17 protein-coding genes are annotated in these 14029 nt (G+C 50.3%); 5 read left to right on the plus strand and 12 right to left on the minus strand.

The genetic code is table 11. The features are described 5' to 3' along the window. Positions 1-122: 122 nt before the first annotated feature. The 3 genes from IPL17_RS25810 to IPL17_RS25820 all read right to left on the minus strand — a co-directional run bounded on the left by IPL17_RS25810 (position 123) and on the right by IPL17_RS25820 (position 2018). Positions 123-377 carry a hypothetical protein gene (locus IPL17_RS25810; protein ID WP_345309965.1) on the minus strand — a complete coding sequence of 85 codons (255 nt, stop codon included), beginning with the start codon at positions 375-377 and terminating at the stop codon, positions 123-125. Positions 378-565: 188 nt separating this feature from the next. Further along, the gene (locus IPL17_RS25815; protein ID WP_345309966.1) at positions 566-1300 is read right to left on the minus strand and encodes a hypothetical protein; all 735 of its coding nucleotides are present in this window, start codon (positions 1298-1300) and stop codon (positions 566-568) included. Positions 1301-1304: 4 nt separating this feature from the next. Further along, positions 1305-2018: a hypothetical protein gene (locus IPL17_RS25820; RefSeq protein WP_345309967.1), complete on the minus strand. Its 714-nt coding sequence runs from the start codon at positions 2016-2018 to the stop codon at positions 1305-1307. On the opposite strand from IPL17_RS25820, the gene IPL17_RS25825 reads away from it, so the two are divergent. Next, positions 2017-2229 (plus strand): hypothetical protein, encoded by a 213-nt coding sequence (locus tag IPL17_RS25825; protein WP_345309968.1) that lies wholly within the window; start codon positions 2017-2019, stop codon positions 2227-2229. The two genes, IPL17_RS25820 and IPL17_RS25825, sit on opposite strands and share 2 nt — an antisense overlap. A 196-nt stretch (positions 2230-2425) precedes the next feature. Here IPL17_RS25825 and glyS read toward each other — a convergent pair whose 3' ends face one another. The 7 genes from glyS to IPL17_RS25860 form a co-directional block, all read right to left on the minus strand. Then, positions 2426-4294 carry a glycine--tRNA ligase subunit beta gene (glyS, locus tag IPL17_RS25830; protein WP_345309969.1) on the minus strand — a complete coding sequence of 623 codons (1869 nt, stop codon included), beginning with the start codon at positions 4292-4294 and terminating at the stop codon, positions 2426-2428. Between the two features lie 8 nt (positions 4295-4302). Next, a complete protein-coding gene (gene glyQ / locus IPL17_RS25835) occupies positions 4303-5253 on the minus strand; it encodes a glycine--tRNA ligase subunit alpha (RefSeq protein ID WP_345309970.1) in 951 nt (316 codons plus the stop codon). A gap of 135 nt (positions 5254-5388) precedes the next feature. Next, positions 5389-5835: a peptidylprolyl isomerase gene (locus tag IPL17_RS25840; RefSeq protein ID WP_345309971.1), complete on the minus strand. Its 447-nt coding sequence runs from the start codon at positions 5833-5835 to the stop codon at positions 5389-5391. Positions 5836-6043: 208 nt separating this feature from the next. Then, on the minus strand, positions 6044-6577 hold the full coding sequence (locus tag IPL17_RS25845; protein ID WP_345309972.1) for a transposase: 534 nt from the start codon (positions 6575-6577) through the stop codon (positions 6044-6046). A gap of 111 nt (positions 6578-6688) precedes the next feature. Beyond that, positions 6689-7537, minus strand: a complete 849-nt coding sequence (locus IPL17_RS25850) for an SUMF1/EgtB/PvdO family nonheme iron enzyme (protein WP_345309973.1) — start codon at positions 7535-7537, stop codon at positions 6689-6691. Positions 7538-7598: 61 nt separating this feature from the next. Then, complete coding sequence (locus IPL17_RS25855) at positions 7599-8030, minus strand: toll/interleukin-1 receptor domain-containing protein (RefSeq protein WP_345309974.1); 432 nt, start codon at positions 8028-8030, stop codon at positions 7599-7601. Positions 8031-8178: 148 nt separating this feature from the next. Further along, entirely contained in the window at positions 8179-8607 is a 429-nt protein-coding gene (locus IPL17_RS25860) for a helix-turn-helix transcriptional regulator (RefSeq protein ID WP_345309975.1), read from the minus strand. Positions 8608-8865: 258 nt separating this feature from the next. Here IPL17_RS25860 and IPL17_RS25865 point away from each other — a divergent pair, with 258 nt between their 5' ends. The 4 genes from IPL17_RS25865 (at position 8866) to IPL17_RS25880 (ending at position 12788) form a co-directional block, all read left to right on the plus strand. Then, positions 8866-9093 (plus strand): hypothetical protein, encoded by a 228-nt coding sequence (locus IPL17_RS25865; RefSeq protein ID WP_345309976.1) that lies wholly within the window; start codon positions 8866-8868, stop codon positions 9091-9093. A gap of 21 nt (positions 9094-9114) precedes the next feature. Beyond that, the gene (locus tag IPL17_RS25870; RefSeq protein WP_345309977.1) at positions 9115-10224 is read left to right on the plus strand and encodes a winged helix-turn-helix domain-containing protein; all 1110 of its coding nucleotides are present in this window, start codon (positions 9115-9117) and stop codon (positions 10222-10224) included. A 9-nt stretch (positions 10225-10233) separates the two neighbouring features. Further along, positions 10234-11523 carry an MFS transporter gene (locus IPL17_RS25875; RefSeq protein WP_345309978.1) on the plus strand — a complete coding sequence of 430 codons (1290 nt, stop codon included), beginning with the start codon at positions 10234-10236 and terminating at the stop codon, positions 11521-11523. Positions 11524-11597: 74 nt separating this feature from the next. After that, on the plus strand, positions 11598-12788 hold the full coding sequence (locus IPL17_RS25880; RefSeq protein ID WP_345309979.1) for an NAD(P)/FAD-dependent oxidoreductase: 1191 nt from the start codon (positions 11598-11600) through the stop codon (positions 12786-12788). On the opposite strand, the gene recO is transcribed toward IPL17_RS25880, so the two are convergent. Continuing rightward, positions 12778-13536: a DNA repair protein RecO gene (gene recO, locus IPL17_RS25885; protein WP_345309980.1), complete on the minus strand. Its 759-nt coding sequence runs from the start codon at positions 13534-13536 to the stop codon at positions 12778-12780. The genes IPL17_RS25880 and recO overlap by 11 nt on opposite strands. 88 nt (positions 13537-13624) lie before the next feature. Continuing rightward, positions 13625-14029 carry a cytidine deaminase gene (cdd, locus tag IPL17_RS25890; RefSeq protein WP_345309981.1) on the minus strand — a complete coding sequence of 135 codons (405 nt, stop codon included), beginning with the start codon at positions 14027-14029 and terminating at the stop codon, positions 13625-13627.

Here is a 14029-nt window from a genome sequence, read left to right on the forward strand (position 1 = left end):
TTTGGCAAATTAAGAAATAATTCCACCCTCGGGACTTTAAGAATAAGAAAACGGGGCGGAGTTTCAATCCGTCCCGTTTAGATCAAGAATTACCAGTAAATTTATTTTTGCAATATCAAGGTTTAGTAATCTGATGTCGGATCAGAACCGCAATCATGGCCTTCGCCTGAACCGAATTCATGCTGGAACTGATAGCGATCACGCCCGCCGGCTTTTCCAAAGGCTTGATCTTTCGCAGAAACAGAGGCGCTCATGCTTGCTCCCGGCTTTTGCAAAATAGTTTTTACTTTTGCCTGAACACTGGTGGAGGCAGCCATCGCAATGGCGCCAACGCTGATCAATACAGCAAAAACAATTCGAACGATCGATTTGGACATTTTGATTCTCCTTTTTATCTGGCTGCAACAGGTGTATGTCGAATACCTGCCACAATATGGAAAATACACCACAAAAATCTAAACTCGAACCACCCTAATTATAACCATTTTTGTCCGAATTATCAACTCAAAAAAGGTCAGCATTGTATCCGTCCTGCTGACCTTTTAGATTCAGTAATTATTGGTGACTATTCTTTGACTTGTATTTGAATGGAAGATACCAACTCATCGAGCACAGTCAGATCGGGCTTGAACGCTGACGCATCAAGCCCATTCAAAGATTTGGCAAGTTGACGGTTGTGTGCAGAAATCCCCTCCTGTACATTCCCGCTGACCGGGAGGGTCGGGGTCGGAAAGAACAGGGCATCCGCCTGCACCGGCACCTGTAGATACACGGCAATTTTTCCGTCACTACTCATACCGCGATAGACATACTTCAACGCCTCGCTCCCCACAAAATATGACATCTGTCCAAAGGCCTGCAAGGCCCGCTCGCCGCTGCCATTTTGAAATTCCAGTGTCTTTTCCTGCGCGCTGAACACAATCGCTGCCCCGCCGCCGTATCCGTCGGGCGGAAAGATGAATGTTCCAAACGCCTGCTCAAACTCGCTGACCGGGTACACCATCAGGCACCAAGTCTGACAATACTCTTCAGCCGTCAATGCAAAACGGGTGTAATGCGCCACCTGCCCGGAGGGTGAAGCGATCTCTTCATCATAAGCAAGGAGCTGTGAACCCAGCCCAGGGTCAAGCACGAAGCGGATGCCGTTATATCCAATGCGCGGACCCGTCAGGTCATCCAAATCCTGTAAAGTTTCCTGCGCAGGTTCCGTTGCAATGGAATTTCCAAATGAACATGCAAGGCTGGCAAGGATCAATGGTAAAAGAAAATACTTCGTCAGATTGTGAGCGATGGTTTTCATATTACTACTCCAGCCTCAGGCATTCCACAACCTCCTGCCCGTTGACCTGATAGACCACCGCCCCATCTCCTTCCCATTTCTCAATACCAACAACGATCTCCAAAACCCCATCCTGATTCAAGTCGATAAAATTGGTCGTGGAATATGTCTTCGGGAAAGTGATCTGCGCTTCCTGTGACCGATACACGTCCGCCACAACAGGCACAGTGACCGCATCATTCCCCGCGACCTTGCGCATCAGGACGATCGAATAATCCCCGGTTTTCGTTGTATGCTGTGATTCATCCAGATGAACCGCATTGATGAAAATCTCATCCACGCCATCCCCTTCGAGATCAACTCGGAAGATCGTGAGAAGTCCAGATTCGGGCGCGGATACTCCTTCCACTTTCAACCAATCCAGAACAACCTGCTGGTAAAACACATTTTCAGATGAAAGTTCTTCCACGCTACGCTGTAAAACTGGCCATCCTTTTGCAACCGCCACCATCCCGGCTTTATCCACCGTTACATCTGTTCCAATTGTGTACAGCTGATTGGGCAGCGAAAAATCGGGCGCAAAGCCGTGGACCTGAAGTCTCTCAGACAAGGTATACACATCATAGTCCCACTCCGCGGCAAACTGGCCGGTCACGGCCTCCGGCGTGATCCAGTCACTGCCAAGCACCCCACCGAGCAGGAAGAAAAAGGTATTTGCATCATATTTTTTCCCGTACATGATCGGCGAAAAACCTGGCGGCATTATTATTACAGGAGCAGGTGTAATTGAAGGTGGCAGGCTTGTTGGTATGAGAGTTGCAGTTACAGTTGGATCAGGGGTGGGAACATCAGGAGGCGCAGCCGGTGAAGGGCTGGCACAGGCACAGAGCATTAAAATGCCAATCAGGAAAATTGTACGGATTTTATTCATGGCACCTCTTATTAAATAAAGACGGGAACAAGTGTTGACTTGTTCCCGTAAATCCTAAAATCCTTCGAGTTTGCCCAGGTCCGCCACCCCGTTCGCGAGACCCGCTATCTTCTGCAGTAAGCCCAGCCTGTTCTCTTTTACTTTCGCATCCTCCGCCATGACCAGCACTTTATCGAAGAAGGCGGTGATGGATGGGATGAGTTTTGTGACGATCTCTAGAAATTCGTCGACGGTGGACGGTTGAACGCTGAACGCTTTTGGAATGCCTGATAAAGGTCTTTCTCTTCCTTATCAACGAATCTACTCTCATCTACGGTCCACTGTCCATTGTCCACGGTCTGCGATCTCAGGATGCGGACACAGCGGGCGAAGCCGTCCAAAATGGATGACCAATCTTCGCGTCCCACCCAAGCGGACAGTTGCTTCACCGCACGGACAGTTCCCGCAGGGTTATTTGATTGCGCCGCAAGCACGGCTTCGATGACATCGTGCTTGAATCCCATGTCGCCGAGGACTACTTTCAAGCGACCTGCGATGAATTCGAGAATTTGTTTCTGCGCATCGGCAGTGACTTCGAGCGGCTGAGTCTTCGCGGACTTTTGAACAATGAGCGCGAGGTCAAAGTCCATGCCGTGTTCGATGAGCGGTTGAACGACACCAATAGCGGCGCGGCGCAGACCGAATGGATCTTTCGCGCCTGTGGGAGCGAGCCCCGCGCCGAAGAGACCGACGAGCGAGTCGATGCGGTCTGCGAGAGCAAGCGCCACACCAACCTTGCTTTGCGGCACGGTCTGATATTGTTCAGAAATTGCCAACGCTACATCAGCAGACTCACCAGAGCGCAGCGCATATTCGCCGCCGATGATGCCTTGCAGCGAAGTCATTTCGGTCACCATTTGAGTCACCAGATCTGCTTTGGCAAGATAGACTGCACGCCCGAGCGGCTTGATCTCGTCCACACCTTTGAAGCCGAGCATCGCGCCCACTTCCGCGCCGAGTTTCAAGATGCGGTCGGATTTGTCGAGCATGGAGCCGAGTTTGGTGTGGAAGGTCAACGCGGACAACTTGGGACGATATTCTTCGAGCTTGAGTTTGACATCTTCGCGGACGAAGAAGTTCGCATCGGCAAAGCGCGCGCCGAGAACATGCTCATTTCCTTCGCGAACGGTGTCGATGTGAATGTCGTCACCGTTGCGGATGGCGAGGAAATTCGGGAGTAGGGGCGCAGCATGCTGCGCCCCTACCTTGCGGACAGGAAAATACCGTTGGTGTTTCTTCATTACAGAGATCAAAACATCTCTTGGTAATGAAAGAAATTCTTCATTGAAGCCGCCCATGACAGCGGTGGGCATTTCGATTAGGTTGGTGACTTCGTTGAGCAAGCCTTCTTCGATGATAGCTTCGCCGCCAAGCAAGGCTGCGGCTTGGTTGACCTGTTCGACGATGGAGGCTTTGCGTTCTTCTTTATCAAGCAGGATGCCTGCTTCGCGGATCACGTCGAAATATTTTTCAGCAGAAGGGATGGTGATATCAGGCGAGCCGTAGGGGCGAAGTCCGCGGGAGATGTTGCCAGATACCACGCCAGCATATTCAAACGGGATGACCATGTCACCGAGCAGGGCAACGTACCAGCGGATGGGACGCGAGAAGGCAATGCCTGAGTCGTTCCAACGCATGGACTTTTCAAACTTGATGCTTTCGACCAATTTGGGCAACGCATCCACGAGGACTTCGGGGGTGGGGCGTCCCTTTTGTTTGACGACAGCCGCCACGTATTTTCCGCCGTCGATCTCGCGGGCTTCGAGCGTGGCAGGGTCGAGATTATTTTTCTTCGCAAAACCAAGCGCGGCTTGCGTGGGCTTGCCGTCTTTGTCGAAGGCTTTATCAGCGGGCGGACCTTTGACGAGGTCTTCGCGGTCTGGCTGATTCGGGGAGAGAGAGTCAATGGAAACAACGATCCGCCTTGGGGTAGTAAAGATGCGAATATTTCCGTGGTCGAGTCTAAGTTCACTTGAGCAAGGAAGGGATCCGTTGGCTGAGTTGCTCGTAGGCGGAATCCACATCGTTGGCGGGAAATTCTTCAACGCCAATTTCAAGGAGGAAGGACGAAGGATGAAGGACGAAGTCGGAAGCCACTATGTTGAACGTTTCCGGACTTTTGACTTTCTTTGAGTAACGGATATTCGAGTCCTTTACGCTGCTCCCCATAACTTACCGCAACACCTTTCGCCAGTTCGCGGATGCGCCTAAAAAATGCCTGTCTTTCAGCAACAGAAATTGCCCCGCGTGTATCTAAAATATTAAAGCAATGCGAGCATTTGAGGACGTAGTCGTGCGCGGGGACTATCAGACCCTGCGCGAGACAGGCGTCGGCTTCGGCGGAGAAGAGGTCGTACATGGCGCGGACGCGTTCGACGTCGGCGGTCTCGAAATAATATTTGGAGTGTTCGAACTCTTCCTGACGGCGGATCTCGCCGTAGGTGACGCCTGCGCCGTATTCCTCGTTCCAGATGGCTTTGGCGTTGTTGAGCGCGATGAGGATGCGTTCGAGCCCGTAGGTGATCTCGACCGAGACGGGGTCGAGCGCCACGCCGCCCATCTGCTGGAAGTAGGTGAACTGCGTGATCTCCTGCCCGTCGAGCCAGACCTCCCAGCCCAAGCCCCACGCGGAGATGGCGGGCTGTTCCCAGTTATCTTCCACGAAGCGGATGTCGTGCTGGCGCGGGTCGATGCCGAGGGCTTTGAGCGACTCGAGGTAAAGTTCCTGCGGGTTGCCTGGGTCGGGCTTGAGGATGACCTGATACTGGGTGTGCAGTTGGAAGCGGTTGGGGTTCTCGCCGTAACGCCCGTCATCGGGGCGGACAGACGGCTCGACGTACGCCACGTTCCACGGCTCGGGTCCGAGCACGCGCAGGAAGGTGGCAGGGTTCATCGTCCCTGCGCCGACCTGGGTGTAGTAGGGCTGTGTGATCAGGCATCCGTGCGATGCCCAGAAGTCTTGAAGTTTGAGGATGATTTCTTGAAAGGAGGAGGGTTTCGTCATTTACGATTTCCGATTGTCGATTTGGGATTTACGATTGAGGTGCTAGGGGATTATAACTGATGAACGAATTACGCTTCACGCGACGGGGGAAGTTAATTCTTCTTCAAAAAGTTTTTGACTTATTTAAGAAATAAACTATGGTGTCGCAGTTATATTCACAGAACGAAATTCGTGTCCAAGAACACGAATAATAGCGTAACCAAAATCAGTTTTTACTGGCTGGCTTATCGCACCAACCTCTAAAGAAAAAGCAGCATCTTCAAATTCTTTAACCATTACACCTCTGCCAAACCATCCTAAGTCCCCGCCAATATCAGCAGTATTTGTATCAGTTGATACCTCTGCCGCAATTTTGTTCCAATCTTCACCTTTACCCAAGCGATCAAGCACCTGTACAGCTTCATCCTCAGTGTCTACCATTATAAGCTGTGCCCAAACCTGTTCAGTGACATTGGCTGTATTTGTTGGAGACATTAATGTCATCGTCGCTGTTGATAATGGAATATTCACATTAGAAACTGTTTTACACCCAAGCGAAGCTAAAAGAATAACTACAATTGAGAGTATTATTTTGCTCTTCATAAATACCTGGTTAGATTCACACATTTTTTTCATGATGGTTTAATTCAAGCTATCATATCTTGGTCAGGCGGGTGTAAAGTCCGCGCACGGGGTCACGGCCACGCGTGGGCGTGGCAGAGAAAGACTTTGAGGGGGCGTTGGGATTCAGGTGTCATATCCACGATGGGGTGATTATACGTCAATTGTAGGGGTCGTTCGCGAACGACCCCTACAACGGGCGAACACGATTTGGATTTTCATCATCGTCCGCCCATCGCAAAGGATTGGCTTCGATGTAACGGGAAATCCTATCCATTTCGGGTTCGCTGTGAATGATGTGTTCGTAATAATTTCGCTGCCAGACAACCTGACCTTCGGTATCGCGCAACAAATTGATCTGTTTGGTTGAGACCGTTTTGAATGCGCCGATCAATCCACCCAAGGATTTACGTTTGGTCGGCGTAGGGGCGGGTCGCGACCCGCCCCTACCATCATCATGGATTACCAAAATTCCATGGAAATGATTCGGCATTACAACCCATGCGCCCAATTCCACATATTCATATTGTGTTTCCAACCATTGCCATTTTTCAGAAACAATTTTCCCAAAATCGTTCAATTGCATATCCCCATCTACGGTTTCACCAAACAACATCTCGCGTTGCCACGTGGCAATGGTCACAAAATATGCGCCTGCCTGAGAGTAATCATATCCCTGCAAGCGAATTGAACGGCGATGATGGATTTTGGGATCAAATTTCATTCGGCAATTATATTTCCAAAATTATTTGGACGGTGAATATGGTAAGCGCGGAAACGAAAAGCCAGTCCCGCAGCGGACTGGCTTTTGAATATATCAACATGATGGGATGTTTTACGGGGCATCCTTTGCGCAGCGAAAGCCGATATAGCCTGAATTGTCTCCCATATTGCTGGCAAAACGGTACCAGGTACTGACAATGTAACGGTCGGGATGATCCCACGAGCCGCCGCGTAAAACCCGATCCGTCTCGCGGTAGTAGCTGTGGTCTCCCTGGTTACCCGGATACACTGTCAACGGGTCCGCCGTCCATTCCCAGCCATTACCCGCCATATCGTACATTCCATACGGGCTTTTGCCTTTTTCATAGCTTCCAACCTCATGGGGACCGCCAGCCTGCGTTTGAAAATACGCCGGGTCATATTCCTCTCCCCATGGATAAGTACGCCCATCCGTCCCGCGCGCGGCTTTCTCCCATTCCGCTTCACCCGGCAGGCGTGCGCCGCGCCATTCGCAATAGGCTTTTGCCTGCTCCCAGTTCAGTCCTGACATTGGGAAGTTGGAATCTTTAAAGTAATCTTCAAAGTTGGGAATATTTAGGTTGTCGCTGCATGCCCCGGCATCGATACAGTCCTTATAACGCGCCCGCGTCACCTCATAGAGATCCATATAGAAGTCCGGCAGGCTAACTGTGCGAGCAGGCTGGGCATCACGAGCCATCTCGTCATCGCTGCCCATGATGAAATCCCCCGCGGGCACAAGGCGCATGGGGACACCTTTCGCATCCATAATTTCAGCAGCCAAAGGGGTTGAGATGCCTGTTACCGTTTGGGCAGATGGTACGCTCTTCGTTCTTATAGGTGTAAAAATTGTCATTAACCCAGCCACAAAAATGACACCCAATAACAAAATGCCAGTCAATATAAAAATGAATAATCTAATGGATCGTTTGGTTTCACTCATATCACCATCCTCGGAATTAACGTTTTGAAATTATACAGTGCTTTGAATTGGGACATGGGAATCATTTTTTATCCACTTCAACCTGGGCTCTTAGTGAACGAAAAAGTTTTGTGTAACCATCCGTAGAGAACAAATCCACACGATGCCAGCGGAGCAAGGCTTCAGGCACATCACATTCTTCCAACCGCACAGGGATAATGAAGACCTCGCCATCTGATAGCAATTTCGCCTTTTGCAGAGCGATCTTCAATTCCTCCTGACAATATCCGTGATGCCGAATAAACCTTCTGGACAAACACACAATGGCGATATCACTCATGAGAATTGACCTGCGGATCTCATGTCTCCAATCCTGGCCGGGCAGCAACCTTTCTGAATCCAGCCACGGGCTTATTCCATCTTCTACAAGACAGGAGTAAAGTTCGTGGACAGCTTTCCTGTCACGATGGGTATGAATAAGAAATACCTTGAGCGCTCGTTTCAATATTTTCATTTATAAATCCTCAAACAGTGTGATCATCTAACGATAAGCCGCTTTCACAAAATAGCTCAAATGGACTTAAAGAACAATCCCCTCACGGGGGATTGTTGCAGTCAACCAATGGTTGACCCAAATATGGGCAGGAGACCGAATGAGAGTCCTACGCCTGCCGATCTTGCTCCCACCACTCTGCGAAATTCCAGTCCCGTAGCGCAAGGCGAAGTTCCCTGCTGCTGCGTAAATTGAACTTGTCAAATATATTTTGTAAATGGGTCTTCACAGTTTCCGGCGCTATGACCAATATTTCAGCGATTTGATAATTCCTGTGGCCGAGGCAGATCAATGCAACGACCTGCTGTTCACGGTGGGATAAAGAATCCCACCGTTCCTCCAATTCGGTTATGTGCTGCAATTGGTTCCAGCCGGCTTTGGTAAAGTCGGTGATAACTTCTTCTTCTGAACGACCCTGCTGTTCAGCAACCTTTTTTACAAGCATAATGATCTGCTCATCCTGTAAAAATATCCGCGATTCATCATCTCCCTTTTTCTTTTTGAATAATGCTCGAAGACGGCGGGGTAGAAGAAACATGAGGGGTATTATATTAGAACACTTGTTCTAAGTCAAATTCCCAGCGCATGGATTCGTAAAAGGACAGCGCCGCTTCTAGTGCATAACAAAAGCGGGGACCAGTATTCTCGTTGACCAGACCAGGCAAAAGGTCATAAATGAAGCGGGAATCTCATTTTCCTATTGACAAACCGATTTTATTAGACTAATATCTAATTAGACATACGTCTAACATAGTCAAATGCCTAAACTGGTCTTTATTAGTGAAAGGAGTTCGCCATGATCAACAATTTTATCGAGAAGCAAAGATCAACGGCTGATTCAGATCTGTCTGACCCCATGCATACTCACCCTGGCAATGTGCGCGAACTGTTCACGCATGAGACCGGGCAGATCCTCGAAACGATCGGAAAAATGTTCGTAAACATCCCGCCTTTCAACGACCACATTGACCGCAACACCGGCCAGATGTTGATTTCGATCGGCAAAAAATTAAAGAAGAAATAACAGGGATCTAATCAGGAAGCCATGACCAACGAAGCCAACTTCTCCCCCACCATCCAATGGGACTTCGGCACCGCTTACGAATTATTCATCAGCCTGCACGTCCTGCACAATCCAGATCAGTTTGGAATTCGCGCTTCGTGGGCGGCCGGTGTACGCTCGCGCATTCCCGCAGCGGAGCGAAAATTACTGGAAGATGTGTACTCGCTGACCGGCGTGCCGATGTCCTGGATCAGCAACCTGCCAATGCCCAAAGACGCCATCACCGCACTTTGGGCATTGAAACAGATTCCCTCCTCACAACGAATGATCAAACTTCAAGAAGTTGACAAGCCATGTGAAGATGATGGAACAGAAATGTCGGCAAAGCATAAACAGTTCAACGAAACACTGTTAAGGATCGCCGACAGCCGCCAATGGACACTTCAAGATGCTGATTTTTTTATGAAGGTCTTTGGTAAAAAACCAGGCAGGTCATTAAAGAGAGACTCTCTGGAACGCGCTCTCGATTGGTGGAGCCGCCCCGATGAATTGGGAGACGGCTTTCTCTCGGCGTTGCAATCTTACTATCAGGCGTTTTTTGAAGAGGAAGAAAAGCGGATCAGGCCTGCCCTCCAGGCCGGTCTGGACCACGCAAAGGATCTTTCAACCCGCCTGTCAGTCCAGGAATTGTTCATGGAACTTTCACAAGGCGTTCAATTGGGAGAGGAATTCCACGCCTCCAGGCTGGTGTTCGCCCCCGCCTTCTGGACGACGCCGCTTATTTTGTTCGAAAAACTGGATGCAGACACCCAGCTGATCGTGTTCGGTGCGCGGCCTGTGAATATGTCAGTCATCCCCGGCGAAACGGTCCCTGATGGTCTGGTGCGTTCTCTCAAAGCATTGGCAGACCCGACACGATTGAAGATCCTCTTCTATCTTTCACGCGAAAGCCTGACGCCCACGGAGCTTGCCCGCCGATTGCAATTGCGCCCGCCAACAGTGACTCACCATTTGAGCGAGTTACGCCTTGCAAGTCTCGTCGAACTTTCACTTGAACATGAAGAAAAACGATACGCGATCCGCAAGCAGGCGCTTGAAGGCGCATTCGAGAATCTGACGTCCTTTCTACAAAACGATCCAACCCGGGAATAACGATCAGGAATGAATAATCAAAGACCAAAAATGAACTTCAACCCATCGCATCTGGTCAATGAATATGGGATGCACATACGCGCCTTCAAACCGAACGCGCGTATGTATCTTTTAAACGTCATCATCACCGGCGGCGTGATGGGCGTCTTTCGTTTGTTGTTCAATTTTTTTGTGCTCAGTCTCGGCTTCAATGAAGCCATGCTCGGCAACCTGATCACAACCAGCAGTTTCGTCGCTTTACTGGCCGCTCTTCCACTGGGCTACCTTGCGGACATGATCGGGCGCAAAGGTTCGTTGATCATTTCCGGCGGGCTGTTGAGTTTCTCCATTCTGGCAATGGCGATCTGGCCGTCTGAAGAAATGTTCTACGCCATGAACATTGTTTCCGGCCTCGCGCAAAGTTTGGCTGGCGTAACAATGTCACCATTTTTGATGGAGAACAGCGACGAAAAAGAACGCACCTATCTTTTCAGTTTCGGCCAGGGCCTGCAGATGACCATGGCATCTGTCGGCAACTGGGTCGGCGGCTATCTCCCGACATGGATGGGCAACGCCCAAAATGTGACCGCGACCAGCAGCACGGCCTATGGCAATTCCATATTCATCATCGGCATTGGCGCGGCGATTGCGATCATCCCGCTGCTGTCGCTCGCCTCACCAAAACTCGAGAAGAGTCAACGTGCAGTGTTCGCCCCATTTCAATATGCGGCAAAAAATCCCCTCCTGCTGAGCAAGTTAATTCTGCCCATGCTTCTTACCTCACTCGGGGCAGGGTTGATCATGCCCTTCATGAATGTCTTCTTTCGCGTTGTTCATAATCAACCAGATACGGTCATCGGCACATTGTTCGCATGGGGATCACTGGCGATGGGCGTCGGCCTGTTGATCGCGCCGCCGCTAGCCGAACGCACAGGCAAGATACAGTTGGTGGTGATTACGCAGGCGCTTTCGATCCCATTCTTGATCCTGCTTGGCTTCTCCCCCATCGTCTGGGTCGGCGCTGCGAGTTATTACATCCGTCTCTCATTAATGAATATGAGTTCACCCGTCTATCAAACTTTCATCATGGAACACGTTGAACCGTCCGCACGCGCCACTGTCGCAAGCCTGACCAGCATGGCGTGGAATTTCGGCTGGGCATTCAGTCCCACCATCAGCGGCTGGCTGCAAGTGCGCTATGGATTTGGTCCGCCGTTCATTGGCACGATCATTCTATACACCATCTCGGTGTTTATGTATTGGGCATTCTTCTGGAAAGGGAACATCAGCGCAGTCACAACTCCAGCCGCTGCGGATTAAAAATATATTTCGTCATTGCGAGTCGCGCACTTTACGGCTCGCAATGATGAAATAAAATGTGGGAAAATTAGGGAATGGAAAAAGACATCCTGATCATCGGCGGCGGACCAAGCGGACTCTCCACCGCATTACATCTGACGAAGATCGCCCCGCATCTGTCCCATCGAATCCTGATCCTGGAAAAGATGCATTACCCACGCCCAAAACTGTGCGCCGGCGGGCTTGTCGCAGATGCAGAAATTATTTTACAGCGACTCGGTCTGGATGTCAGCGAAGTCCCGCATGTGGATGCATCCGCGGCGCATTTTGAGTTTGAGGGCAGGGGCATCAAGATCAGCGTGCCAAAGAGTCACACCATCCGCGTGATCCGCCGTAACGAGTTCGACCACTGGCTGGCAAAGAAAACTCGTGAAGCAGGGATCGAAATTCGAGAAGGCGTTACTGTAAAAAATATTATCCCTGACAAAGATGGCGTAACCGTTGAGACCGACCAGGGAAATTTCTGTGCACAGATCGTTGTCGGCGCGGACGGGTCAAATGGAATTACACACAGAAGTGTTTTGCCAAACACGCCAGTTTATACGGCGCAGGTGTTGGAAGTGATTACTCCAGAACTACCCCATCATTACGAGGACGAAGCAATCTTGGGAAGAACGACCTTCGCAACGACATCCCTCGCAACAAGCCAGGCCTACTTTGATTTCTTTCCAGTACCAGATAATATCGCGGGTTATGTATGGGACTTTCCTACGCAAATCAACGGCGAGCCAATGCGCTGCTGGGGAATCTATGATACGAACCTGCTTGCAGACCAGGAACGTCCGCCGCTTAAGAAACCTTTAGCCGATGAAATGGCGCGGCATGGATTCAACCTCGATGATCATGAGCTCAAGGGACATCCCATCCGCTGGTATGACCCGTTCAATCCTATTTCAGTTCCACGCGTATTGCTGGTTGGTGACGCCGTGGGAGCAGACCCGATCTTCGGCGAAGGCATCAGTATGGCGTTGGGATACGGCGCCATTGCGGCGCAGGAGATCAGGGCGTCGATTCGGCGTGGCGAATTTTCATTTAGCGGATACAAGCGTCGGCTCGTATGGAGCGGGCTTGGTCAAACATTATTCGCGCGCTGGGTCATTACGCAGATCATTTATCCGCTTAAGTGGCGCTGGTTCCAGATCCTATTATGGCGGTTCTTAAAACCGATCGTTATTCTTGTCGCATGGGTTTTTGTTTTAAATTGGGGAAAACGGATCAGGACTTAACGCGCTTGATAAAGCCCGGCGTGTTCAACTCGCGTTCCAGCAAATAAGTGAAATATCCCTGCATCAAGATTTCCGCTTCCTTCTTGACTTCAGAACCCGGATTGGCGCGGGAGGCATCGCGATATGTGGAGCGCTGGAAGTGACGCAAATATTTCAGTGTTTCGACCGAAATTTTATTAATATTCAACAGTCCCACCCCGCAGCGCGGACAGATCACACCGCCCGCGCTGAACGAGAAGAACTGATCTTCAGGCAGGATCTCGCGCCCGCAATTGGCACATTCAAACATCTGCGGACGAAAGCCGACATAATCCAACAATCTCATTTCATAGTAGCGGACCGCCACCCACGCATCGGATTCTTTTTCGAGGCGGTCAAGTGTTTCAACAAGCAGTTTGAATGTTGAAGGATGTCCGCCATCATCGTCATAAGTGAAACGATCCAACAACTCGATCACGTAGGAAGCATAGCCAGTCTTCATCAAGTCTGCGCCAATGGCTAAAAAGGCATTGACAGTTTCAGCCTGCGTCACGATCAGCAGGTCACGTCCGCGCGCAAGTTGTAAAGTCACATGGGTGAACGGCTGTAAATGTCCCGCCTTACGTGAAGTGATCTTGCGCGCGCCTTTGGCAACAGCGCGCACCTTTCCCAGTTCGCGAGTATAGATGGTCAGCAGCTGGTCGGCTTCACCCCAATCTTTATGGCGAAGCACAACAGCAGAAACGCGGAAAGAGCGGGGTTCGGTCATGGGATGAAGTATACACGTACAAAAGCAGGCGGATGAACAAGCGGACAAAGATGTGTGCTTGTTTCCCTGCCTGCGTTTTTATCTGCTTTCACAACAAATGTTTCGGCGTAAATGCCTCGGGTAATATTTCGGCCACCGTCATTTCTTTTTTTAATTCCCCATTTCCATCCGCAATTAAGACGATCGTATCCAGTCCAAATTCAGCCATGACCTGCCTGCATCCGCCGCAGGGAGAGCCGCCATTGTTCGTAACGACCGCGATCACGTCAAATTCAGACTCGCCTTCAGAGACAGCCTTGAAGATCGCGACACGTTCGGCGCACATGGTTTGTGGATAGGCGGCATTCTCAACATTCACGCCTGTAAATAACCGTCCGCTCTTTGTTCGTATTGCCGCTCCAACTGGGTATTTGGAATATGGCACATAGGCGTGTTTGCGTGCCTCATTGGCAAGGTCGATCATGGACCGGCGTTCTTCGTTCGTAAGTTTCAT

This window comes from Candidatus Villigracilis saccharophilus, assembly GCF_016711665.1.